Origin of the sequence: Streptomyces sp. NPDC032940 (assembly GCF_040636935.1) — a bacterium.
Lineage (GTDB): Bacteria > Actinomycetota > Actinomycetes > Streptomycetales > Streptomycetaceae > Streptomyces.
This window is the reverse complement of record NZ_JBEZVJ010000002.1, coordinates 229,643-252,050: the sequence shown is the minus strand read 5'-3', so window position 1 is coordinate 252,050 and position 22,408 is coordinate 229,643. Positions and strand designations below refer to the sequence as shown.

Genomic DNA, 22,408 nt, shown 5'->3' with positions numbered 1-22,408 from the left:
TCTCACACCCCGGCCCCGCGTCTCGTTCGCCTCTCACAAGTGCGAAGATGGGGCTCGGCAGGACAGGGCCCCAACCAAGGGCCGAAGTACGAGCGGCCGGACACCAGCCGCCAGCCGGTCACCGACGACCGGTGGCGCACATGCATGGAGGACGTGACGTGGCGAACGACGCCAGCACCGTTTTCGACCTAGTGATCCTCGGCGGTGGCAGCGGTGGGTACGCCGCGGCCCTGCGAGGGGCGCAGCTGGGTCTGGACGTCGCCCTGATCGAGAAGGACAAGGTCGGCGGCACCTGCCTGCACAAGGGTTGCATCCCCACCAAGGCCCTGCTGCACGCGGGTGAGATCGCCGACCAGGCCCGCGAGAGCGAGCAGTTCGGTGTGAAGGCCACCTTCGAGGGCATCGACGTACCGGCCGTCCAGAAGTACAAGGACGACGTGATCTCGGGCCTGTACAAGGGCCTGCAGGGTCTGATCGCCTCGCGCAAGGTGACCTACATCGAGGGTGAGGGCCGGCTGTCCTCCCCGACCTCGGTGGACGTAAACGGTCAGCGCATCCAGGGCCGCCACGTCCTGCTGGCGACCGGCTCCGTGCCGAAGTCGCTGCCGGGCCTGGACATCGACGGCAACCGGATCATCTCCTCCGACCACGCCCTCGTCCTGGACCGCGTGCCGAAGTCCGCGATCATCCTGGGCGGCGGCGTCATCGGCGTCGAGTTCGCCTCCGCGTGGAAGTCCTTCGGCACCGACGTCACGATCATCGAGGGCCTCAAGCACCTCGTGCCGGTCGAGGACGAGAACAGCTCCAAGCTGCTGGAGCGCGCGTTCCGCAAGCGGGGCATCAAGTTCAACCTGGGCACCTTCTTCGAGAAGGCCGAGTACACCCAGGACGGGGTCAAGGTCACCCTTGCCGACGGCAAGGAGTTCGAGGCCGAGGTCCTGCTCGTCGCCATCGGCCGCGGCCCGGTCTCCCAGGGCCTGGGCTACGAGGAGGCCGGGGTCGCCATGGACCGCGGCTACGTCCTGGTCGACGAGTACATGCGCACCAACGTCCCGACCATCTCCGCCGTCGGCGACCTGGTCCCGACGCTCCAGCTCGCGCACGTCGGCTTCGCCGAGGGCATCCTGGTGGCGGAGCGGCTGGCCGGTCTGAAGACCGTCCCGGTCGACTACGACGGCGTGCCCCGGGTGACGTACTGCCACCCCGAGGTCGCCTCCGTCGGCATCACCGAGGCCAAGGCCAAGGAGATCTACGGCGCGGACAAGGTCGTCGCCCTGAAGTACAACCTGGCCGGCAACGGCAAGAGCAAGATCCTCAAGACCGCCGGCGAGATCAAGCTCGTGCAGGTCAAGGACGGTGCCGTGGTCGGCGTCCACATGGTGGGCGACCGCATGGGCGAGCAGGTCGGCGAGGCCCAGCTGATCTACAACTGGGAGGCGCTGCCCGCCGAGGTGGCCCAGCTCATCCACGCCCACCCGACGCAGAACGAGGCGCTCGGCGAGGCTCACCTGGCGCTGGCCGGCAAGCCGCTGCACTCCCACGACTGACCTTCCCCGGTCACTGGGCGCGACGACACAGACTTTCCGCAATTCGTAAGGAGCAACCGAAACCATGGCGGTTTCCGTAACCCTTCCGGCGCTCGGCGAGAGCGTCACCGAGGGCACCGTCACCCGCTGGCTGAAGGCCGAGGGTGAGCGCGTCGAGGCCGACGAGCCGCTGCTCGAGGTCTCGACCGACAAGGTCGACACCGAGATCCCGGCCCCCGCCTCCGGCGTGCTGTCCTCCATCAAGGTCGCCGAGGACGAGACGGTCGAGGTCGGCGCCGAGCTGGCCCTGATCGACGACGGCTCCGGCGCCCCGGCGGCCGAGGCCGCCCCGCAGGCCGAGCAGGTCGCCGAGCCGGCGCCCGAGCCCGCCGCGGCCGCGCCGTCCACCGAGCAGGCCGCCCCGGCGCCCGCTCCCACCGCCGAGGCCTCCACCGGCGGCGGCTCCGCCCAGGGCACGGACGTCGTCCTGCCCGCGCTCGGCGAGTCCGTCACCGAGGGCACCGTCACCCGCTGGCTGAAGTCGGTCGGCGACAGCGTCGAGGCCGACGAGCCGCTGCTCGAGGTGTCCACCGACAAGGTCGACACCGAGATCCCGGCCCCCGCCTCCGGCACCCTGCTGGAGATCGTGGTCGGCGAGGACGAGACCGCCGAGGTCGGCGCCAAGCTGGCCGTCATCGGCGAGGCGGGTGCGGCTCCGGCCGCCGCCCCGGCCCAGCCGGCCGCCCCCGCGCAGCCCGCCCCGGCCCCGGCCCCGCAGCAGGCCGCCCCGGCTCCGGCCCCGGCCGCCCCCGCGGCTCCGGCCCCCGCCGCTCCGGCCCCGCAGGCGCCCGCGGCGCCCGCCCCGGCTCCGGCCGCCCCGGCGCCCGCGCCGGCCCCGGCTGCCGCTCCGGCCGCCCCGGCCGCCGCCCAGCCGGTGGACGACGGCGCCTACGTCACCCCGCTGGTGCGCAAGCTCGCCGCCGAGAACGGCGTCGACCTGTCCACCGTCAAGGGCACCGGCGTCGGCGGCCGCATCCGCAAGCAGGACGTCACCGCCGCCGCCGAGGCCGCGAAGGCCGCCGCTCCTGCTCCGGCCGCCGCTGCCGCCGCGCCCGCCGCGAAGAAGGCCCCCGCCCTGGAGGCCTCCCCGCTGCGCGGCCAGACCGTCAAGATGCCGCGCATCCGCAAGGTCATCGGCGACAACATGGTCAAGGCGCTGCACGAGCAGGCGCAGCTGTCCTCGGTCGTCGAGGTCGACGTCACCCGCCTGATGAAGCTGCGTGCCAAGGCGAAGGACTCCTTCGCGGCGCGTGAGGGCGTCAAGCTCTCCCCGATGCCGTTCTTCGTCAAGGCCGCGGCGCAGGCGCTGAAGGCCCACCCGGCCATCAACGCCAAGATCAACGAGGCCGAGGGGACCATCACCTACTTCGACACCGAGCACATCGGCATCGCGGTGGACTCCGAGAAGGGCCTGATGACCCCGGTCATCAAGAACGCCGGTGACCTCAACATCGCCGGTATCGCCAAGGCCACGGCCGAGCTGGCGGGCAAGGTCCGCGCCAACAAGATCACTCCGGACGAGCTGTCCGGCGGGACCTTCACCATCAGCAACACCGGTTCGCGCGGTGCGCTCTTCGACACGATCATCGTGCCGCCGGGCCAGGTCGCGATCCTCGGCCTCGGTGCCACGGTCAAGCGTCCGGCCGTCATCGAGACGGAGGAGGGCACGGTCATCGGCGTCCGCGACATGACGTACCTGACCCTGTCCTACGACCACCGTCTGGTGGACGGCGCCGACGCCGCCCGTTACCTGACGGCGGTCAAGGCGATCCTGGAGGCGGGCGAGTTCGAGGTCGAGCTCGGCCTGTAATTCCCCTGCCAGTGGGCCCGTACGGTGCCCCCGCCCGGAGCTTCCCGGGCGGGGGCACCGTCGCGTCCGGGCGGCGGCACGCTGTGTAAGTCTCGTCTCACCTGCGTAAAAGCGCCCCCGTGCGCCCCTCCCGCGCGCCGTGGCGGCCGTATTGTCTAAGCGTCAACGCCCCCGGGGGCCGAAGGGGCCCCTTCCGAAGGAGCTTCCCATGACCGCGCCCGTCGTCCACTCGCTGCGGGAACAGATCCGCGAGCACATCCTGGAAGGGATCATCAGCGGACGCTGGCAGCCGGGCGAGCGGATCGTGGAGCGCCGGATCGCCACGGAGCTGGAGGTCAGCCAGACCCCGGTGCGGGAGGCACTGCGCGAGCTGGAGTCGCTGCGGCTGATCGAGTCGGCGCCGAACAAGGGCGTACGGGTACGCAATCTGACCGCCGCCGACCTGGAGGAGAGCTACCCGGTCCGGGCCGGCCTGGAGGCCATCGCGGCGGAGCTGGCGGCGGAGCGGCTCGCCGAGGACTGCTCGGTCCTGGAGCCGCATGTGGCCGCGCTCTACGAGGCCGACCGGGTGGCCGACGGGACGGCCCAGGTGCGGCACACGGTGGGCTTCCACCGGGAGCTGGTGCGGGCGGCCGGCAACTCGGTGCTGCTGCACACGTGGGAGGGGCTGGGCATCGAGGTGTTCACGGCGCTGTCGATACGGTGGCTGGGGACGGTGCAGCAGTCGTACGCGGAGGAGCACGAGGAACTGGTCGCCGCGTTCCGCCGCCGCGACCCGCGGATCGCGGAGCTGGTCAAGGCCCACGTCCTCGGCTGCGCACCTCGCGCCTAGTTCTTCGCCCCCGCCGTCCCTTCCCCTTCCCGACCCTGGGGGCCGCGCCCCCAGACCCCCGGTTTCGCGCGGTCCCCCGCGCCCCTTGGAAGGGGCGCGGGGCTGTGTCGATAGGCGGCTCCGCCGCGTGGGCGCGATCAGCCACGACGCACCCGCAGCCGCCGGCGACACCGCACCCACCCGAGCCGCACCGCGCTCACCTGCACAAACCCCCACCCTGGAGGGTCACCCCGTGCCACCGCCGGAGGCACCCCGTGCCGACTTTCTCGGTATCGAGAGGTTTTGCCCCTCAACCCTTTGATCGATCATCGATCAGGGAGTTACAGTCACCGACGGGCTTACCAGAGCCCACGCCCTGTCCTGCCAAAGACCTAGGGCACCCCCGAACCCTTGACTTGAGGGAACCCCCTTCGACTGAGGAAGGCGGCGACATGACCGACCCCAACGCCATCCAGCCGAGCGAGCTCGACCAGCTCCCGGACCGCGACCCCGAGGAGACCGCCGAGTGGCAGGCCTCCCTGGACGCCGTCACCAAGGCGGCCGGGCCGCACCGTGCCGCGTACCTGATGCGCCGCACACTGGAGCGCGCCGAGGGCGCCGGCATCGCCCTGCCGAAGCTCCTCGAGACGGACTACGTCAACACCATCCCCACCTCCGCCGAGCCCGCCGTGGACGGCGACGAGGAGATGGAGCAGCGGATCACCGCCTGGAACCGCTGGAACGCGGCGGCGATGGTGACCCGCGGGAGCAAATACGGCGTCGGCGGCCACATCGCCACCTTCGCCTCCGCGGCCTGGCTGTACGAGACCGGCTTCAACCACTTCTTCAAGGGCAAGGAGGCGGACGGCTCCGGTGACCAGCTCTACATCCAGGGTCACGCCTCCCCCGGCATCTACGCCCGCGCCTTCCTCGACGGCCGGCTGACCGAGGAGCACCTCGACAACTTCCGCCGCGAGGCCGGCGGCAACGGCCTGCCGTCCTACCCGCACCCGCGGCGCCTGCCCTGGCTGTGGGAGTTCCCCACGGTGTCGATGGGCCTCGGGCCGATCTCGGCGATCTACCAGGCGCGGTTCAACCGCTACCTGACCAGCCGCGGCATCAAGGACCTGACGAACTCCCACGTGTGGGCGTTCCTCGGCGACGGCGAGATGGACGAGCCGGAGTCCACCACCGCGCTCACCCTCGCCTCCCGTGAGGGCCTGGACAACCTGACCTTCGTCATCAACTGCAACCTGCAGCGCCTCGACGGTCCGGTCCGCGCCAACTTCAAGATCGTGCAGGAGCTGGAGGCCCAGTTCCGCGGCGCCGGCTGGAACGTCGTCAAGACGCTGTGGGGCACCGCCTGGGACGAGCTGTTCCAGCTCGACACCACGGGCGCCCTGGTACGCCGGCTGCGCGAGGTACCGGACGCGCAGGTGCAGACGTACCAGACGCGCGACGCCGCCTACATCCGCGAGGACTTCTTCGGCAAGGACCCGGCGCTCGCCGAGATGGCGAAGCTGCTGAGCGACGACAAGATCCTCGAGTGCTTCCACTACTCGCGCGGCGGGCACGAGGCCCGCAAGGTCTACGCCGCGTACCGGGCCGCGCTCTCCCACAAGGGCGCGCCGACCGTGATCCTGGCCCAGACCGTCAAGGGCCACACCCTCGGCACCGGCTTCGCGTCCAAGAACGCCAACCACCAGATGAAGAAGCTCTCGGTGGACGAGTTCAAGGACATGCGCGACCTGCTCGGCCTGCCGATCAAGGACAGCGACTTCGTCGACGGTGTGGTCCCCTACGGCCACCCGGGCGCCGACTCCCCCGAGGTCCGCTACCTCCAGGAGCGCCGCGCGGCCCTCGGCGGTCCGGCCCCGGCCCGCCGGGTCCACCCGGTCGCGCCGCTGCCCGCGCCCGCCGACAAGGCCTTCGTCGCCTTCGACAAGGGCTCCGGCTCGCAGAACGTGGCCACCACCATGGCGTTCGTCCGCCTGGTCAAGGACCTGGTCCGCGACAAGGAGACCGGCAAGCGCTGGGTGCCGATCGTCCCCGACGAGGCGCGCACCTTCGGCATGGAGAGCCTCTTCCCGTCGCTCGGGATCTACTCCCCCAAGGGTCAGACGTACGAGCCGGTCGACCGCGACCAGCTGATGTACTACAAGGAGGCCAAGAACGGCCAGATCCTCAACGAGGGGATCACCGAGGCCGGTTCGATGGCCGACTTCATCGCCGCTTCGACGTCGTACGCGACGCACGGCGAGGCGATGATCCCGTTCTACATCTTCTACTCGATGTTCGGCTGGCAGCGCACGGCCGACCAGATGTGGCAGCTCGGCGACCAGCTCGGCCGCGGCTTCCTGGTCGGCGCCACCGCCGGCCGGACCACACTGACCGGTGAGGGCCTCCAGCACGCGGACGGCCACTCCCCCGCCATCGCGGCGACCAACCCGGCGGCGCTGACGTACGACCCGGCGTTCGCGTACGAGGTCGCGGCGATCGTCAAGGACGGTCTGCGCCGGATGTACGGCGAGGCGGCCCCGGGCGAGGACCCGAACGTCTTCTACTACCTGACGGTCTACAACGAGCCGATGCCGCAGCCGGCCAAGCCGTCCGCGGCGGGTGTCGACGAGGGCATCGTCAAGGGCCTGTACCGCTTCAACACGGCGGAGTCGGCGGGTCTGTCCCCGGCCGCCAACGCCCCGCGCATCCAGCTGCTGGGCTCCGGCACGGCGATCCACTGGACGCTCAAGGCGCAGAAGCTGCTCGCCGAGGAGTGGGGCGTGGCCGCCGACGTGTGGTCCGCGACCTCCTGGACCGAGCTGCGCCGGGACGCGCTGGAGGCCGACGCGGCGCTGCTGCGCGGCGAGGAGCGGGTGCCGTACGTCCGCCAGGCGCTCCAGGGTGCCGAGGGTCCGGTGCTGGCCGTCTCCGACTACATGCGCCAGGTCCCGGACCAGATCGCGCAGTGGGTCGAGCAGGACTGGTCCTCGCTGGGCGCCGACGGCTTCGGTCTGTCGGACACCCGTGAGGCCGCCCGTCGTCACTTCGGTGTGGACGCCGAGTCCATCGTGGTCGCGGCCCTGGCCCAGCTCGCCAAGCGCGGCGAGGTCCAGGCGACGGCCGTGAAGGAGGCGCGCGAGCGCTACGGGCTGTGATGCTCTGACCTGAGGAGGCCCCTGCTTCGGCGGGGGCCTCCTGCATGATGTGGGCATGCGTGCTGCCCGCCTCATCAAAATGGTGCTGCTGCTCCAGTCCCGCCCCGCGATGACCGCCGCCGAGCTGGCCCGGGAGCTGGAGGTGTCGGAGCGGACCGTGACGCGGGACGCGCAGGCACTGTCGGAGGCGGGCGTGCCCGTGTACGCCGAGCGGGGGCGGGCCGGGGGCTACCGGCTGGTCGGCGGGTACCGGACGCGGCTCACGGGGCTGGCGCGGGGCGAGGCGGAGGCGCTGTTCCTGTCCGGGGTGCCGGGGGCGCTGCGCGAGATGGGCCTGGAGGACGCGGCGTCGGCGGCCCGTCTGAAGGTCTCGGCGGCCCTGCTCCCCTCCCTGCGGGACGCCTCCCGTACGGCGGCCCAGCGGTTCCATCTGGACGCGCCGAGCTGGTTCCGGGAGCCGGAGACGCCCGAGCTGCTGCCTGCGGTCGCGGACGCGGTCTGGGACGACCGGCCGGTGACCGCGCGCTACCGGCGCGGGGACGAGGAGGTCGTCCGGGAGCTGGAGCCGTACGGGCTCGTGCTGAAGGCGGGGGTCTGGTACCTGTGCGCGCGGGTGCCGGACGGCGACTCGTTCCGGGTGTACCGCATCGACCGGTTCACGGCGGTGGAGCCGGGCGCCGGGCGGTTCGCGCGGGACGGGGAGTTCGACCTGCCCGCGTTCTGGGCGGAGCGGGCCGAGCAGTTCGCGCGCTCGATCCTGCGGGCCGAGGTCGTGGTACGGCTGTCCGCGCGGGGCGTGTGGGCGCTGCCGGACGTCGTGGACGCGCTGTCGGCCCGGGAGGCCCTGGCGGCCGCCGGTACGCCGGACTCGGACGGGTGGGTGACGGTGCGGATGCCGGTGGAGTCCGAGGAGGTCGCCCACGCCCAGCTGCGCGGCCTCGGCCCGGAGGTGGAGGTCCTGTCCCCGCCCGCCCTGAGGGAACGTTTCGCACAGGACGCCCGGCGGCTCGCCCGGCTGTATCCGGAGAGCCCCGGCTGACCGGCCCGCCCAAGCCCTCCGGGCCAGGGCCGGGCCGCAGGGCCGGGGCGGGCATAACGATCCGAGCCGCTCCACGTGCGTCGCACTGCTACAGGGCCGATGCTGGACCCGTGATGGACGAGACGGAGTTCTGGGAGCTGATCGACGCCGCCCGCCGGGGCGCCGAGGGAGACCCCGAGGACCAGGCCGACCTGCTGCTGGAGCGGCTCCTGGAACTGGACCCGGACCTCGTCCTGGACTTCGCCCGCCACTTCGAGGCCCGCTACAACCGGGCCTGCACCTGGGACCTGTGGGGTGCCGCGTGGGTGCTGCTCGGCGGGGCGAGCGACGACGCGTTCGACTACTTCCGGTGCTGGCTGATCGGCCAGGGCCGCGAGGTGTACGAGGGCGCGGTGCACGATCCCGACGCGCTCGCCGAGCTGCTGGACGACTTCGACGAGGAACTGGACGGCGACGGGGAGGAGCTCGGCTACGCGGCCGACGAGGCCTACGAGCAGCTCACCGGCACCGTCGCCCCCGACCTCGGCATCGCCCCCGCGCCCACGGAGCCGCTGGGCGCCCCGATCGACCTGGAGGACGACCGGGCCCTCGCGGAACGGTTCCCGAGGCTGTGGGAGCGCTTCGGGGAGGGCTGAAGCCCCCGCCGCGCTCCCCTCAGCCGCTCCTGCCCTGGAGGCGGGCCGCGAGGTCCCTGATGTCCGGGAGGCGGGCGGAGAGGGCCTCGCCCGGGCAGTCGGTCTGATAGCCCTCCCCGTGCCCCGCGACCGCGGGCAGCGTCGCGGTGGTGCCGGCGGCGTACCGGCTGAGGCCGTTGCTGGAGACCAGGCGGACCGTGCCGCGCGGGTCGGTGTCGGTCGGGCCGAGCTTCCAGGCGGCCAGTGCGGCGATCGCGTCGGTCAGCGCGTCCGGCACGGGGACGCCCGCGGTGAAGGTGCCGAGGGCGGCGATGCCGGTGGTGCGGTGATTGAAGCCCTGGGTGTGGGCGCCGGTGACGGGCCGGTCGATGCCGCCGGCGCGGCCCTCGTAGATGGTGCCGCAGCGGTCGACGACGAAGTTGTAACCGATGTCGTCCCAGTCCCGGGCGCCGGTCTGGCCCGAGTAGACCCCGCGCAGGATGCCCGGGACGTCGGCGCAGTCGTAGCCGTTCGGGGTGTCGGTGTGGTGGACGAAGACGGCCCGGATCTCGTCGTCGTAGCGCGGGGCCGGCTGGTTTCGGGCCTCGTCGCCCAGCCAGACGGAGCGGGGCACGATGGGCGGCCGCGGGGCGGCGTGGGCGGGGGCGGCGCCGGCCGCGTGGGCGTTCGTCTCGACGGACCGTTCCACACCCATCGCGCACAGCACCAGCGCCGCGCCTGCGGCCAGGCCGGGCAGGCAGCCGAGCACCACCCGGGCGGGCGCCGGTATGCGGTCCGGACGCCGTTCCCGTGGACCGCGCGGACCTCGGAAGAGACGCATGGTCCCACTGTCAGGTGGATCCGCCGTGTCCGCGACGCGAGCCGTGCCGGCGGGTGGCGGTCCGCATCACGGCCCGCCCGCACCCCGTCGGGCTCAGATCAGCCGCTGCCCCATCAGCACGTCGTCGACGTACGCGCCGTCGAGGAGGAACTCCTCCGGCTGGACGCCCTCGACGACGAAGCCCTCGGACTCGTACAGCCTCCGCGCCGCCGTGTTGTGGCCGAGGACGCGCAGGGTGATGCGGCGGGCGCCCAGGCGGCGGGCCTCCTCGACGGCGCCGCGGACCAGGGCCCGGCCGACGCCGTGGCCGCGGGCCGCGTCGGCGACGGCGAGGCCGCGGATCTGACGGACGTGGGTGTTGGAGGCCAGCCCCGTCGGCAGGCCGAGGCGGACGTAGCCGACGAGGGTGCCGTCGAGTTCGGCGACGAAGTGGTCGGCGGGGCCCGAGTGCTCCCGGAAGAAGGGGTCGTCCGGGCCCGGCGGGGGCGAGACGGCGTGCTGGTACGACCAGGTGGCGCGGTCGAGCAGGCGCAGCGGCTGTTCGTCCTCGGGCAGGGCTCGGCGTATGCGGGCGGCGGGCATGACGATCACTGTACGGCGCGCGGTCCGGGCCGTGGTTTCCGGCCGGTCCGGGCAGGATGGGCGTATGGACGACTCGGAACGTTCCCGTATCGCGGTGGCCGGCGCGTCCGGTCTCGTCGGCAGCGCACTGGTGCGGTCCCTGACCGCGGACGGGCACGAGGTGGTGCGCCTGGTGCGCCGCGCCCCGGCGGGTCCGGACGAGGTCCGCTGGGACCCGGCCGCCGGGCGGGTGGACACGGCCGGTCTCGAGGGGTGCGACGCCGTGGTCAACCTGGCCGGGGCGGGGATCGGCGACCACCGCTGGACCGAGGAGTACAAGGCGCGGATCCGGGACAGCCGGGTGCGCGGCACCAGGGCGCTCGCGGAGGCCGTCGCCTCGCTGGGCCGCCCGGTGCGGGTCTTCGTGAACGGCAGTGCGATCGGCTTCTACGGGGAGACCGGCGGGCGGCCCGTCGACGAGAGCGCCCCTGCGGGCGAGGGGTTCCTGCCGTCGGTGTGCGTGGAGTGGGAGGGTGCGGCGGCGCCCGCGCGGGAGGCCGGCGTGCGGACGGTGCTCGCCCGGACCGGCCTGGTGGTCGCGCGACGGGGCGGGGCCTGGGGGCGGCTGTTCCCGCTCTTCCGGGCGGGGCTCGGCGGGCGGCTGGGCGACGGCTCGCAGTACTGGTCGTTCGTGGCGCTGCACGACGAGGTGGCGGCGATCCGGCACCTCCTGGACCGGGACGACCTGTCCGGCCCCTTCAACCTCACCGCCCCGCACCCGCTGACGAACCGCGAGATCACCGCGGCGATGGGGCGGGTGCTGCACCGGCCGACGCCCTTCGCCGTGCCCGCGCCGGTGCTGCGGGCCGTGCTCGGCGAGATGTCCGGGGACGTCCTGGGCAGCGCCCGGGTGCTGCCGGCCCGGCTCCTGGAGTCGGGCTTCCGCTTCGCGTTCCCGGAGATCGAGGGGGCGATCCGGGCGGCGCTGTGAGACCGGGACGGGCCCCCTTGTGACCGTTTGACGGCCGTATCGCGGCGATATGCGACCGCTGTGCGACCGTGCCCTGCCTCCGTGCGACTCCCCCCGGCCGGTCCGGGACCTAATCTCGACGTGGACTCGGGTATCGCTCGAGCCGGTTGAGGGCATGACGTCTCCACCGGCCGCGCAACCTCCAGGGGGGTGTCGTGTGGAACAGCTCGCAGGAGACCGGCGGTTCCTCGTCAGCGCCGCTGCGCGGGGTGACGAGGCCAGTGACGACAACACCGCAGGCGGGTGTGGTGGACCCCGCGGCTGCGGCATGATCCGAACGGACACCCCCTAGGAGGGGCACGTGTTTGAGCCCGCGTACCAGGCGGACGTCGTCGTCGTGGGGGCCGGGATCGCCGGACTCGCCGCGGCGCATCGGCTGACCAGCGCAGGAGTGACGACCACGGTCCTGGAGGCCGCCCATGGCGTGGGCGGCCGGATGGCGACGGAGAAGGTCGACGGATTCCGGCTCGACAGGATCGGACAGCTGCTCTCCACGGCGTATCCCGAACTGCGCCTCACCCCCGGGCTCGACGGCCTCGCGCTGCTGCCGTTCGCGCCCGGGGTGCTGCTGCACAGCGAGGGGCGCCACCATCGCGCGGGCGTCCCGGCCGGCCCCCGGGGCGCGAGGGGCGCACTCCATACGGTGCGCGCCCTTGCGAGCGCCCCCCGGTCGGGTCCCGCGCCCCGGCGCATGGTTCCCGCTCCCCGGGTGCCGGGCCGGGCCGTGCCCGCCCCCCGGCCCCGGACGGGCGCCCCGCTGGGCACCGCCGTCGACCAGGCCCGGCTCGGCGCCGCGCTGACCCGCCTCGCGCACACCCCGGTCGAACGGCTGCTGGCCCGCCCGGAGCTGCCCGCCGCCCAGGCGCTGGCGGCCCGCGGACTGCCCGCCCGCACGATCGAGGGCTTCCTGCGTCCGCTGCTGGCCGCCCTGCTGTACGACCCGGAGCTCACCACCTCCAGCCGGTGCGCCGACCTCGCGCTGCGCGCCTTCGCGAGCGGACGGCCGGTGCTGCCCGAGGGCGGGGCGGAGACGGTGCCGGAGCTGCTGGCGCGGACGCTGCCGCCGGGCACCGTGCACACCGGCGTCCGGGTCACCTCGGTCGCCACCAACGCGGTGACCACCGCCGAGCACGGCGTCATCCGCTGCCGGGCCGTCCTGGTGGCGACCGACGCCCGCGCCGCCGCCGAGCTGCTGCCGGGGCTGCGGGTGCCGGACTTCCATCCGGTGACGGTGGTGCACCACGCGACGGACGACCCCCCGGCGACCGGCGCGTCGCTGCTGCTCGACGCGGACCGCGGCGGGCCGGTCGCCCACACGGCGGTGGTCAGCCAGGTGGACCCGTCGCGCGCGCCGGCCGGCCGCGCCCTGGTCTCGTCGACGGTCCTCGGGCCCGTCCCGTCCGACGTCGACACCGCCGTGCGCATCCACCTGGCCCGCCTCTACGGCACGCCGACGGGCCGCTGGGAGACCCTGGCCGTGCACCACACGGCCGAGGCGGTGCCCGCCATGCGCCCGCCGCACGATCCGCAGCGGCCGGTGCGGCTGCTGGCCGGCCTGTACGTGTGCGGCGACCACCGCGACACCAGTACCGTCCAGGGCGCGCTGCACTCGGCCCACCGGGCGTCGGCGGCGATCCTGACGGACCTGGGCGCGGGCCGCCCGATGCACACGGCCGACCCCCTGCCCACGGCACGGGCCGCGTAGGGGGCGGTCACCCCAGGGCCGCCACCTTGTCCCGGTAGCCCCGCACGGGGGCCGCGTCCCGGTACGGCTCCAGGCGCCGTTCGAAGTCGCGCACGTACTCCGCCGCCCGCACCGACCGCATCTCGGCCGCCTGTCCGGCCGCCTCGGCGGCCAGCTGGCAGGCCTGGTCGAGCTCGCCCAGGCCGAGGCGGGCGGTGGCGAGGACGACCCGGCAGAAGAGCCGGCTGCGGGCATAGGCGGGGGCGCGCAGCAGCAGGGAGCGCTCCGCGTACTGGGCGGCGGCGCGGAACTGCTGGAGGTCGCGGTGGCAGTGCCCGAACTCGTCGGCGAGCTGTGCCTCGTCGAAGAAGCGCGCCCAGTGCGGCACCTCGTCCCCGGGCCGGGCGGCCTCCAAGGCCCGCTCGGCCCGGACCAGGGCGGCGGTGCAGGCCCGCACCTCGCCGAGGACGGCGTGCGCCCGCGCCTCGGCGGCGTGCAGCAGCGTCTGCACGACGGGCGGGGCGGTGGTGCCGACGCCCTGCTGGGCGACGCGCGCGAGCTGCACGGCCTCGCGGCCGTGGCCGAGGTAGACGGCCTGCCGGCTCATGGTGACCAGCACGTACGAGCCGTACGCCCGGTCCCCGGCCGCCTGGGCGAGCCGCAGCGCCTGCACGAAGTAGCGCTGGGCGAGCCCGTGCGCGGCGATGTCGTACGACGTCCAGCCCGCGAGCCGGGTCAGGTCGGAGGCGGCGGCGAACAACCGGCGGCCGGTCTGCTCGCCGTAGGTGCCGCGCAGCATCGGCTCCAGCTCGTGCTCGAGGTAGCGCACGAGGGCCTGGCGGGCGTGGCCGCCGCCGTACCGGTCGTCGAGGCCGCGGAACAGCTCGCCCACCGAGCGCAGTGCGGCGAGGTCGCCGCCGGTGACCCGCTGGCCGGGGCCACGGTCGGCCGGGGCCCGCCTGCGGGAGGGCGCGAGCGGCACCGGGCCGCCGGGGAACGCGGGGCGGCCCTGGGCGGGGATGCGGACGGGGATCTCGGTGCGGGCCACCTTCTCGTCGGCCCGGCCGATCAGCCAGTCCCGGCTGGGCACGACGAGGCCCGCCGGGGTGAAGGCGATCTTGCGCAGTTCGGCGTGGCTGCCGGAGTCCTTGCGCCACAGCCCGCTGACGATGTCGACGGCCTCCTCCGGACCGGCGGCGAACTCGAGGCCGGCGTAGACCGGGGCGCAGGCGTCCAGGCCGAGGTCCTGGGCGGTGAGCCGGCGGCCGAGGCGACGGGTGAAGACCTCGGCGATCAGGGCGGGGGTGGTCCCGCGGGGCTGCTGGCCGCGCAGCCACCGGGTGACGGAGGTCTTGTCGTATCTGAGGTCCAGGCCGTGCTCGAGTCCGAGCTGGTCGACGCGTCGTGCGAGACCCGCGTTGGAGAACCCCGCTTCGGCGATGAGCGCGGCGAGCTGGCGGTTGGGGGTGCGCTGCGCGGGTCGTTCCGTCATGGTGCGGTGCGGTCTCCTGCCTTCCGGGCCCTCGATGTGCCCGGAGCGCCTGTGAGCAGCCCTTATGGCCTCGTGAACGGCGTGAATGTAGCGGAGAGTAAACACCCGACCGCAGAGTTCGACCGGCATTCATCCGATCGTGTGAGGATTCCCTGTCGGGCTGACGGCAGCGGCCGCCCGTCAGGGGTCCGGCGACCGGTCGTACAGTGGCGTGGGCACGGTTCGTGCCTTACGACCTTCCAGGGAGGCTCTTGCCGTGAATGGGCTTCGCTTCATCCGCATGGGGTTCGGCGCCGAGCGCGTCGAGTACCAGGAGGCGTGGGACGAGCAGCGCCGGGTGCACGCCGCGCGCTTCGCCGACGAGGTCCCGGACACCGTGCTGCTCCTCGAGCACCCGCCGGTCTACACGGCCGGACGGCGCACCGCGGACGACGAACGCCCCCTCGACGGCACGCCGGTCGTCGACGTGGACCGCGGCGGCAAGATCACCTGGCACGGTCCGGGCCAGCTGGTCGGCTACCCGATCCAGAAGCTCCCGCGCCCGGTCGACGTCGTCGCGCACGTGCGGCGGCTGGAGGAGGCGCTGATCCGCACCTGCGCGGAGTTCGGCGTCGAGACCACCCGGGTCGAGGGCCGCAGCGGGGTGTGGGTCCTCGGCGACCCGGTGGAGCAGCGCCCCGCCCTCGGCGGACTCTCCCTGGACTTCGATCCGCGGCTGACCGACGAGGAGTTCGACCCCCGCCTCAACGGGCCGGAGTACGCCCCGTCCAACGCGGGCCAGCGCCGCGAGGACCGCAAGATCGCCGCGATCGGCATCCGGGTCGCCAAGGGCGTCACCATGCACGGCTTCGCGCTGAACGTGAACCCGGACAACAAGTGGTTCGACAAGATCATCCCGTGCGGCATCCGCGACGCGGGCGTCGCCTCCCTGGCCAACGAGCTGGGCCGGGACGTGACCATCGAGGAGGTCCTGCCGGTGGCGGAACGCCACCTGCGCGACGTCCTGGAGCACGCGGACCTGAAGCCCCGGGTGATCGAGAGGACACCGGCCTGAAAGGCCCGCGGCCGATCCCGTCCGGCACTTTGTGACGGAGGGCCGCATCCAGCCCGTCCGGCACTTTGTGACGGAGGGCATTAATCCAGCCCGTCCGGCGTTTGAGGACGAGGCCGTTCAGGCCGAAGCGGGGGCCTGGGGGCGGCAGCCCCCAGCAAGGCCGGCACCGACGCCGACCAACAAATCAACGGGCGTACCCTGGGGCACGCCGAAGAATCAATCGCTAGGGAGCCGGTCGTGTCCGCAGTCGCACCCGACGGACGCAAGATGCTGCGCCTGGAGGTCCGCAACAGCCAGACCCCCATCGAGCGCAAGCCCGAGTGGATCAAGACCCGGGCGAAAATGGGCCCCGAGTACACGAAGATGCAGAACCTCGTGAAGAGCGAGGGCCTGCACACGGTCTGCCAGGAAGCCGGCTGTCCGAACATCTACGAGTGCTGGGAGGACCGCGAGGCGACCTTCCTCATCGGCGGCGACCAGTGCACCCGGCGCTGCGACTTCTGCCAGATCGACACCGGAAAGCCCGAGGCGCTCGACCGCGACGAGCCCCGCCGGGTCGGCGAGTCCGTGGTCACGATGGACCTGAACTACGCCACCATCACCGGCGTGGCCCGGGACGACCTGCCGGACGGCGGCGCCTGGCTGTACGCCGAGACGGTGCGCCAGATCCACCAGCAGACCGCCGAGCGCGCGGACGGCCGCACCAAGGTCGAGCTGCTCGCCCCCGACTTCAACGCGGTGCCGGAGCTGCTCCGCGAGGTCTTCGACTCCCGCCCCGAGGTCTTCGCGCACAACGTCGAGACCGTCCCGCGCATCTTCAAGCGGATCCGTCCCGGCTTCCGCTACGAGCGCTCCCTGAAGGTGATCACCGAGGCCCGCGACTACGGCCTGGTCACCAAGTCGAACCTGATCCTCGGCATGGGCGAGACCCGTGAGGAGATCAGCGAGGCGTTGAAGCAGCTGCACGAGGCCGGCTGCGAGCTGATCACCATCACGCAGTACCTGCGCCCGTCCGTGCGCCACCACCCCGTGGAGCGCTGGGTCAAGCCGCAGGAGTTCGTCGAGCTGAAGGAGGAGGCCGAGCAGATCGGCTTCTCCGGTGTGATGTCCGGCCCGCTGGTGCGCTCCTCGTACCGCGCCGGGCGCCTCTACCGGATGGCGGTCGAGAAGCGCGACACCGTCGTCGCCGGCCAGGCCGTCTGACGCGCCGTCAGCCTTCGCCGCACCGGCGGGGGCACAGGGTGTGTGAATTCACGCACAAGGCGCTACTCGCCAGTAATGGCCGATACACCGCGGCCCCGACGGTCCTCGCAGATGAGGGCACCGGTCGGGGCCGCGTCGCCGTTCCGGGCCCCCGCACCACGGCTTCGTGTGCGTTTGACCGGCGGGTCACGCCCTGGTAACACCAATCAGTGACCCTGGAATCACAGCACGTACACCCGCACCCGGATCCGTACCGAGGGGGGACCTCCACGATGCAGGCCGCGCCCGTTCGCGCCACCGTCGTCCGCGCCACCGCCATCCCGTCGTTCACCACCGCCCTGCGGGCCGTCGAGTCGCTGCTGATGAGCAGCGGCCAGCGCACCGCCCGGCGCAACGCCTGGAACTCCGTGCTGGAGGACCGCCGCCGGGCCAAGGACCGGATCGAGACCGAGAAGGTCCTCCAGCGGCAGGTCGCCTCCGGCCGTCTCTGACCTCCCCCGTTCGGCGGCGCCGGACACTGCCGTCGTGGGCGCCTTCCCGGCCACGTAGACTTCACGGCATGGCGAGGAAGGAACCTGCAGCGGACGCTGCGAACCCCGGGCGACTGAAGCAGATCGCTCTGACCTACAAGATGACCCGCAAGGCCGACAAGAAGATCGGTCTTGTACTCGCGGGTGTCGGCATCGTCGTCTTCGGTGTCCTCCTCGCGATCGGTTTCCTGATCGGTCACCCCATCTATCTCGGCATCCTGGGCCTGCTGCTCGCCTTCCTCGCGACGGCGATCGTCTTCGGGCGCCGGGCCGAGCGGGCGGCCTTCGGGCAGATGGAGGGCCAGCCGGGCGCCGCCGCGGCGGTACTGGACAACATCGGCCGGGGCTGGACGACGACCCCCGCGGTGGCGATGAACCGCAACCAGGACGTGGTGCACCGCGCGGTCGGCAAGGCCGGCATCGTGCTGGTCGCCGAGGGCAACCCGAACCGGGTGAAGTCCCTGCTGGCGGCCGAGAAGAAGAAGATGAACCGGATCGTGGCCGACGTCCCGGTCCACGACCTGATGGTGGGCACCGGCGAGGGCCAGGTCGAGCTGAAGAAGCTGCGCACGACCATGCTCAAGCTCCCGCGCGTCCTGACGGGCCCGCAGGTCACCGCGACCAACGACCGGCTGCGCGCCCTGGGCGACCTGATGAGCAACATGCCCCTGCCCAAGGGACCGATGCCCAAGGGCATGCGGATGCCGAAGGGCGGCAACCCCCGCCGCTGAGCCCGGTCGGCTCGGCACTCGGCACCCGAACGCGGATACGGCGATGGGGCGCCCGGATCACTCCGGGCGCCCCATCGCCGTATCCGCACCGTCCCGCGGGCGGCGCGGCCGTGGCCGCGGCCGTGCGGACGCTAGAGCCGGACCTCCACGGTGCGCGCCAGCCGGTCGTGCAGCCCCCGGCCGTCCCGGTCCCAGACCAGCGCGGGGATCGCCACGCACAGCAGGGCCGACCGCAGCAGCGCGCGCAGCGGGCTGGGCCGGCCCGTGGCGAGGTCCACGACCCGCAGGCCGAAGAGACGCTTGCCCGGGGTGAAGCCGACCGTGCCGACGGTCAGGACGCTGAGCACGAAGAAGATCAGCAGCACCCAGTTGCTGGTCTTCTGGTCGTAGCTGCCCGTGATCAGGCCGTATGCGATCAAGGAGCACAGGGCCCAGTCGACGACGAGTGCGCCGAGCCTGCGGCCGGGACGGGCGATGGAGCCCGGCCCCTCCTCCGGCAGCCCGAGCTGCTCGCCCCGGTACCCGAGATCCGCGCCGGCGCCCTCGACGGCCGCGCGGGGCCCGGAGAGCCACGATCCGATTGCTTCCCTCTTGTCCACCGGACCACGGTACTGCGCCGCCCCGCGGCCGAGGGAGGGCGGGGTGCACGGTGGGGTGTGCCGGGCCCGGATGAGGCCTAGGCTGGGAGGCAGCCGGTTAACTTCTGCGAAACAAATGGGTCACGCCCGAGAAATCACCCGTCCCTAGGGTCGAGGCAGCGTGTGCCACCCGCACTGGCCGCACGAACGATCTACCACCCCGGCGGGACGGTCGGGAGTAGGAGGAGCTGGATGTTCCAGAACGCCGACGAGGCCAAGAAGTTCATCGCGGACGAGGACGTCAAGTTCGTCGACGTCCGGTTCTGCGACCTGCCGGGCGTCATGCAGCACTTCACGTTGCCCGCCGAGGCGTTCGACCCCGATGACGAGCAGGCCTTCGACGGATCCTCGATCCGCGGCTTCCAGGCCATCCACGAGTCGGACATGTCGCTGCGCCCCGACCTGTCCACCGCGCGCATCGACCCGTTCCGCCGGGACAAGACGCTCAACATCAACTTCTTCATCCACGACCCGATCACGGGCGAGCAGTACTCCCGCGACCCGCGCAACGTGGCGAAGAAGGCCGAGGCCTACCTCGCCTCCACCGGCATCGCCGACACGGCGTTCTTCGGTCCCGAGGCCGAGTTCTACGTCTTCGACTCCGTCCGCTTCGCCACCAGCGCGAACGAGTCCTTCTACCACATCGACTCCGAGGCCGGCGCCTGGAACACCGGCGCCCTCGAGGACAACCGTGGTTACAAGGTCCGCTACAAGGGCGGCTACTTCCCGGTCCCGCCGGTCGACCACTTCGCCGACCTGCGTGCCGAGATCTCCCTGGAGCTGGAGCGGTCCGGCCTGAAGGTCGAGCGCCAGCACCACGAGGTGGGCACCGCCGGCCAGGCCGAGATCAACTACAAGTTCAACACGCTGCTCGCCGCCGCGGACGACCTCCAGCTCTTCAAGTACATCGTGAAGAACGTGGCGTGGAAGAACGGCAAGACGGCGACCTTCATGCCGAAGCCGATCTTCGGTGACAACGGCTCGGGCATGCACGTCCACCAGTCGCTGTGGAGCAACGGCGAGCCGCTGTTCTACGACGAGCAGGGCTACGCCGGTCTGTCGGACACCGCCCGCTACTACATCGGCGGCATCCTCAAGCACGCCCCGTCGCTGCTGGCCTTCACCAACCCGACGGTGAACTCGTACCACCGCCTGGTGCCGGGCTTCGAGGCGCCGGTGAACCTGGTGTACTCGCAGCGCAACCGCTCCGCCGCGATGCGTATCCCGATCACGGGCTCGAACCCGAAGGCCAAGCGCGTCGAGTTCCGCGCCCCGGACGCCTCCGGCAACCCGTACCTGGCCTTCTCGGCCCTGCTCCTCGCGGGCCTGGACGGCATCAAGAACAAGATCGAGCCGGCCGAGCCGATCGACAAGGACCTCTACGAGCTGGCTCCCGAGGAGCACGCCAACGTGGCGCAGGTCCCGACCTCCCTCGGTGCGGTCCTGGACCGCCTCGAGGCGGACCACGAGTTCCTCCTCCAGGGCGACGTGTTCACGCCGGACCTGATCGAGACGTGGATCGACTTCAAGCGTGCGAACGAGATCGCCCCGCTGCAGCTGCGTCCGCACCCGCACGAGTTCGAGCTCTACTTCGACGTGTGACCGACCCCCGGGCCGCGCGGCCCGGCTCGTCGTCCGGCGCCCTCGTCCCCTGCCCGTCAGGGGCGGGGGCGCCGTCGTTGGCCGAAAAGCTTCACAGGCCGCTCCCGGCCCGGGATCATGTCATTGACACGGTTGTTCGAGTCAGGGAACGGGGAGAGGGACCGGACATGTCCGATCGGGACGACGAGGAACGCGAGTTCGACCTCAGATGGGCGGACGGCGCCGAGCACAAGGAGCCCTCCGCACGGGCCCGGATGCTCGCCGCGCGCTGGAAGGAGAACCCGCCCGGGCCGGTGCCCTTCCGTGCCGACCCGGACCACGTGGGATCCGGCCGCCGGTCCTCGTGGGTGTCCACCGCGGTGGTCCTCGGCTGCGTGGCCGCGGTGATCGTGCTGCTCGGGTACATCAACTTCCGGGCGCCCTACTGAGCCTCCTTCGTGGCGCCCGCGGTGCACACTGGACAGCGGGACGAGTGCGCGACTGCGGGGTGATGCAGATGCAGAGCCGCTTCCACAGCGACCGGCGGCTGACCGTGCGCATGGGGATCACGCTGTTCCTGCTCGGTCTGCTCTACGTGGGTTTCGTCGCCGCGCTGATCGTGCTGCTGAAGTCCTGGGTCCTCGTCGTGGTGATCGTCGCCCTGATGCTGGGGGCGCAGTACTGGTTCTCCGACCGGATCGCGCTGTTCGCGATGCGCGGCCGGGTCGTGGAGCGGGACGAGTACCCGCAGCTGCACGCGGTGGTCGACCGGCTGTCCGCGATGGCCGGCATGCCGAAGCCGGTGGTCGCCGTGTCGGCGATGGACATGCCGAACGCGTTCGCGACGGGACGGAACCCGGACAACGCGGTGGTCTGCGTGACCACCGGGCTGCTGCGCCGGCTGGAGCCCGCCGAGCTGGAGGGCGTGCTCGCGCACGAGCTGTCGCACGTGGCGCACAAGGACGTCGCCGTGATCACGGTCGCGTCCTTCCTCGGTGTGATCGCGGGTCTCGTCGTACGGTTCGCCTTCTACTCGCAGCTGTTCGGCGGCGGACGCCGGGACCAGAACACCCTGGTCGTGTTCGCGGCCGTGATGGGCGTCTCCGCGGCGGTGTACGCGCTGAGCTTCGTGCTGATCCGGGCCCTGTCCCGGTACCGGGAGCTGGCCGCGGACCGGGCCGCCGCCCTGCTCACCGGCCGTCCCTCGGCGCTGGCCGCGGCGCTCACCAAGGTGACCGGCGACATCGCCCGCATCCCGACGAAGGACCTGCGGACGGCGCAGGCCTTCAACGCCTTCTACTTCACGCCCGCCCTCGGCGCCGAGCCGGGACTCGGACGGCTCTTCTCCACCCACCCCAGCCTGGAGCAGCGGCTCGAGCAGCTGGGCCGGATCTCCGCCGAGCTGGGTGAGCCGGCGGCACCCGGGAAGGCGTGAGCCCGATGGGTCTGCTGGACGTCCTGCTGGGTCGCTCCAAGCCCGTCCCGCCCGATCTGGACCGGCTCTTCGCGCTGCCCTCGGCGGCGGTGACGCTGGAGGCGGCGGCCGGTTTCATCCCGACCGGGCAGGGCGCGGTGTGCTTCGCGACGGTCGAGGGCGCCGCCTTCGAACAGGCGCACCGCGAGGTCAGGTCCCTGCTCGACGCGGACGCCGGCCGCACCCCGGTGGAGCCGGCCCAGGACTCCTACGGTTACTCCTGGCTCGTCTCGCACCGCTCCCCCGACGAGCTGCCCCTGCTGGTGAACGACCTGCACGCGGTGAACAGCTCGTTGGAGGCGGGCGGCTTCGGACCGCAGCTGCTGTGCTCCCTGGCCGGATTCCGCCATGACGACGGGCGGCGGCTCGCACTCGTCTACCTCTACAAACGGGGCACCTTCTACCCGTTCGCGCCCCTGCCCGGCGACCGGGAGCGGCGGGACAACGCGCTGGAGCTGCGGATACGGGCGGTGCTGGCCGGCGAGCTGCCGGTCGAGGAGGACCTGGGGCGCTGGTTCCCGGTGTGGGGCGCGCCCGGACTGTGACCGGCCCGGTGCCGGTCCGCTGTCAGTGG

General features: G+C 72.5%; 20 protein-coding genes. 16 read left to right on the top strand and 4 right to left on the bottom strand.

Annotated features, from left to right (window positions below):
- Positions 1–158: 158 nt before the first annotated feature.
- From lpdA to AB0E77_RS03730, 6 genes are all read left to right on the top strand, one after another.
- The gene (gene lpdA, locus AB0E77_RS03755) at positions 159–1,547 is read left to right on the top strand and encodes a dihydrolipoyl dehydrogenase (RefSeq protein WP_361565002.1); all 1,389 of its coding nucleotides are present in this window, start codon (positions 159–161) and stop codon (positions 1,545–1,547) included.
- A 64-nt stretch (positions 1,548–1,611) separates the two neighbouring features.
- Positions 1,612–3,396, top strand: a complete 1,785-nt coding sequence (sucB, locus tag AB0E77_RS03750; RefSeq protein WP_361564999.1) for a 2-oxoglutarate dehydrogenase, E2 component, dihydrolipoamide succinyltransferase — start codon at positions 1,612–1,614, stop codon at positions 3,394–3,396.
- A 208-nt stretch (positions 3,397–3,604) separates the two neighbouring features.
- Positions 3,605–4,228, top strand: a complete 624-nt coding sequence (locus tag AB0E77_RS03745; RefSeq protein WP_361564996.1) for a GntR family transcriptional regulator — start codon at positions 3,605–3,607, stop codon at positions 4,226–4,228.
- A gap of 431 nt (positions 4,229–4,659) precedes the next feature.
- Entirely contained in the window at positions 4,660–7,362 is a 2,703-nt protein-coding gene (gene aceE / locus AB0E77_RS03740; RefSeq protein WP_361564993.1) for a pyruvate dehydrogenase (acetyl-transferring), homodimeric type, read from the top strand.
- Positions 7,363–7,417: 55 nt separating this feature from the next.
- Complete coding sequence (locus AB0E77_RS03735; RefSeq protein WP_361564990.1) at positions 7,418–8,401, top strand: YafY family protein; 984 nt, start codon at positions 7,418–7,420, stop codon at positions 8,399–8,401.
- A gap of 113 nt (positions 8,402–8,514) precedes the next feature.
- Positions 8,515–9,036 (top strand): DUF4240 domain-containing protein, encoded by a 522-nt coding sequence (locus tag AB0E77_RS03730; protein ID WP_361565601.1) that lies wholly within the window; start codon positions 8,515–8,517, stop codon positions 9,034–9,036.
- 19 nt (positions 9,037–9,055) lie between these two features.
- On the opposite strand, the gene AB0E77_RS03725 is transcribed toward AB0E77_RS03730, so the two are convergent.
- Both AB0E77_RS03725 and AB0E77_RS03720 read right to left on the bottom strand, forming a co-directional pair.
- Positions 9,056–9,856, bottom strand: a complete 801-nt coding sequence (locus AB0E77_RS03725) for a peptidoglycan recognition protein (RefSeq protein ID WP_361564987.1) — start codon at positions 9,854–9,856, stop codon at positions 9,056–9,058.
- Positions 9,857–9,949: 93 nt separating this feature from the next.
- Entirely contained in the window at positions 9,950–10,438 is a 489-nt protein-coding gene (locus AB0E77_RS03720) for a GNAT family N-acetyltransferase (RefSeq protein WP_361564984.1), read from the bottom strand.
- A 64-nt stretch (positions 10,439–10,502) separates the two neighbouring features.
- On the opposite strand from AB0E77_RS03720, the gene AB0E77_RS03715 reads away from it, so the two are divergent.
- On the top strand, positions 10,503–11,408 hold the full coding sequence (locus AB0E77_RS03715) for a TIGR01777 family oxidoreductase (RefSeq protein ID WP_361564981.1): 906 nt from the start codon (positions 10,503–10,505) through the stop codon (positions 11,406–11,408).
- Between the two features lie 340 nt (positions 11,409–11,748).
- Positions 11,749–13,152, top strand: coding sequence for an NAD(P)/FAD-dependent oxidoreductase (locus AB0E77_RS03710; RefSeq protein ID WP_361564978.1), 1,404 nt, complete (start codon positions 11,749–11,751; stop codon positions 13,150–13,152).
- Positions 13,153–13,159: 7 nt separating this feature from the next.
- Here AB0E77_RS03710 and AB0E77_RS03705 read toward each other — a convergent pair whose 3' ends face one another.
- On the bottom strand, positions 13,160–14,623 hold the full coding sequence (locus AB0E77_RS03705) for a regulator (protein ID WP_361564975.1): 1,464 nt from the start codon (positions 14,621–14,623) through the stop codon (positions 13,160–13,162).
- A 256-nt stretch (positions 14,624–14,879) separates the two neighbouring features.
- On the opposite strand from AB0E77_RS03705, the gene lipB reads away from it, so the two are divergent.
- The 4 genes from lipB to AB0E77_RS03685 all read left to right on the top strand — a co-directional run bounded on the left by lipB (position 14,880) and on the right by AB0E77_RS03685 (position 18,141).
- Complete coding sequence (lipB, locus tag AB0E77_RS03700) at positions 14,880–15,677, top strand: lipoyl(octanoyl) transferase LipB (protein WP_361564973.1); 798 nt, start codon at positions 14,880–14,882, stop codon at positions 15,675–15,677.
- Between the two features lie 237 nt (positions 15,678–15,914).
- Positions 15,915–16,880 (top strand): lipoyl synthase, encoded by a 966-nt coding sequence (gene lipA, locus AB0E77_RS03695; RefSeq protein ID WP_361564971.1) that lies wholly within the window; start codon positions 15,915–15,917, stop codon positions 16,878–16,880.
- Positions 16,881–17,152: 272 nt separating this feature from the next.
- On the top strand, positions 17,153–17,371 hold the full coding sequence (locus tag AB0E77_RS03690; RefSeq protein WP_361564968.1) for a hypothetical protein: 219 nt from the start codon (positions 17,153–17,155) through the stop codon (positions 17,369–17,371).
- A gap of 68 nt (positions 17,372–17,439) precedes the next feature.
- On the top strand, positions 17,440–18,141 hold the full coding sequence (locus tag AB0E77_RS03685) for a DUF4191 domain-containing protein (RefSeq protein ID WP_361564965.1): 702 nt from the start codon (positions 17,440–17,442) through the stop codon (positions 18,139–18,141).
- Between the two features lie 131 nt (positions 18,142–18,272).
- On the opposite strand, the gene AB0E77_RS03680 is transcribed toward AB0E77_RS03685, so the two are convergent.
- The gene (locus AB0E77_RS03680; protein ID WP_361564963.1) at positions 18,273–18,740 is read right to left on the bottom strand and encodes an RDD family protein; all 468 of its coding nucleotides are present in this window, start codon (positions 18,738–18,740) and stop codon (positions 18,273–18,275) included.
- Between the two features lie 231 nt (positions 18,741–18,971).
- Here AB0E77_RS03680 and glnA point away from each other — a divergent pair, with 231 nt between their 5' ends.
- The 4 genes from glnA (at position 18,972) to AB0E77_RS03660 (ending at position 22,379) form a co-directional block, all read left to right on the top strand.
- Positions 18,972–20,381 (top strand): type I glutamate--ammonia ligase, encoded by a 1,410-nt coding sequence (glnA, locus tag AB0E77_RS03675; RefSeq protein ID WP_361564961.1) that lies wholly within the window; start codon positions 18,972–18,974, stop codon positions 20,379–20,381.
- A gap of 167 nt (positions 20,382–20,548) precedes the next feature.
- A complete protein-coding gene (locus tag AB0E77_RS03670; RefSeq protein ID WP_361564958.1) occupies positions 20,549–20,809 on the top strand; it encodes a hypothetical protein in 261 nt (86 codons plus the stop codon).
- 68 nt (positions 20,810–20,877) lie between these two features.
- A complete protein-coding gene (gene htpX, locus AB0E77_RS03665) occupies positions 20,878–21,795 on the top strand; it encodes a zinc metalloprotease HtpX (RefSeq protein ID WP_361564956.1) in 918 nt (305 codons plus the stop codon).
- A gap of 5 nt (positions 21,796–21,800) precedes the next feature.
- Complete coding sequence (locus AB0E77_RS03660) at positions 21,801–22,379, top strand: hypothetical protein (protein WP_361564953.1); 579 nt, start codon at positions 21,801–21,803, stop codon at positions 22,377–22,379.
- The last annotated feature ends 29 nt before the right edge of the window (positions 22,380–22,408 follow it).

Excerpts from the sequence above, each read along its gene's own strand:
- sucB (WP_361564999.1), top strand. The coding sequence starts at position 1,612 with ATGGCGGTTTCCGTAACCCTTCCGGCGCTCGGCGAGAGCGTCACCGAG.
- aceE (WP_361564993.1), top strand. The coding sequence starts at position 4,660 with ATGACCGACCCCAACGCCATCCAGCCGAGCGAGCTCGACCAGCTCCCG.
- AB0E77_RS03735 (WP_361564990.1), top strand. The coding sequence starts at position 7,418 with ATGCGTGCTGCCCGCCTCATCAAAATGGTGCTGCTGCTCCAGTCCCGC.
- AB0E77_RS03715 (WP_361564981.1), top strand. The coding sequence starts at position 10,503 with ATGGACGACTCGGAACGTTCCCGTATCGCGGTGGCCGGCGCGTCCGGT.
- AB0E77_RS03660 (WP_361564953.1), top strand. The coding sequence starts at position 21,801 with ATGGGTCTGCTGGACGTCCTGCTGGGTCGCTCCAAGCCCGTCCCGCCC.
- AB0E77_RS03705 (WP_361564975.1), bottom strand. The coding sequence starts at position 14,623 with ATGACGGAACGACCCGCGCAGCGCACCCCCAACCGCCAGCTCGCCGCG.
- AB0E77_RS03670 (WP_361564958.1), top strand. The coding sequence starts at position 20,549 with ATGTCCGATCGGGACGACGAGGAACGCGAGTTCGACCTCAGATGGGCG.
- AB0E77_RS03690 (WP_361564968.1), top strand. The coding sequence starts at position 17,153 with ATGCAGGCCGCGCCCGTTCGCGCCACCGTCGTCCGCGCCACCGCCATC.
- AB0E77_RS03730 (WP_361565601.1), top strand. The coding sequence starts at position 8,515 with ATGGACGAGACGGAGTTCTGGGAGCTGATCGACGCCGCCCGCCGGGGC.
- glnA (WP_361564961.1), top strand. The coding sequence starts at position 18,972 with ATGTTCCAGAACGCCGACGAGGCCAAGAAGTTCATCGCGGACGAGGAC.
- AB0E77_RS03725 (WP_361564987.1), bottom strand. The coding sequence starts at position 9,856 with ATGCGTCTCTTCCGAGGTCCGCGCGGTCCACGGGAACGGCGTCCGGAC.
- htpX (WP_361564956.1), top strand. The coding sequence starts at position 20,878 with ATGCAGAGCCGCTTCCACAGCGACCGGCGGCTGACCGTGCGCATGGGG.
- AB0E77_RS03745 (WP_361564996.1), top strand. The coding sequence starts at position 3,605 with ATGACCGCGCCCGTCGTCCACTCGCTGCGGGAACAGATCCGCGAGCAC.
- AB0E77_RS03685 (WP_361564965.1), top strand. The coding sequence starts at position 17,440 with ATGGCGAGGAAGGAACCTGCAGCGGACGCTGCGAACCCCGGGCGACTG.
- AB0E77_RS03720 (WP_361564984.1), bottom strand. The coding sequence starts at position 10,438 with ATGCCCGCCGCCCGCATACGCCGAGCCCTGCCCGAGGACGAACAGCCG.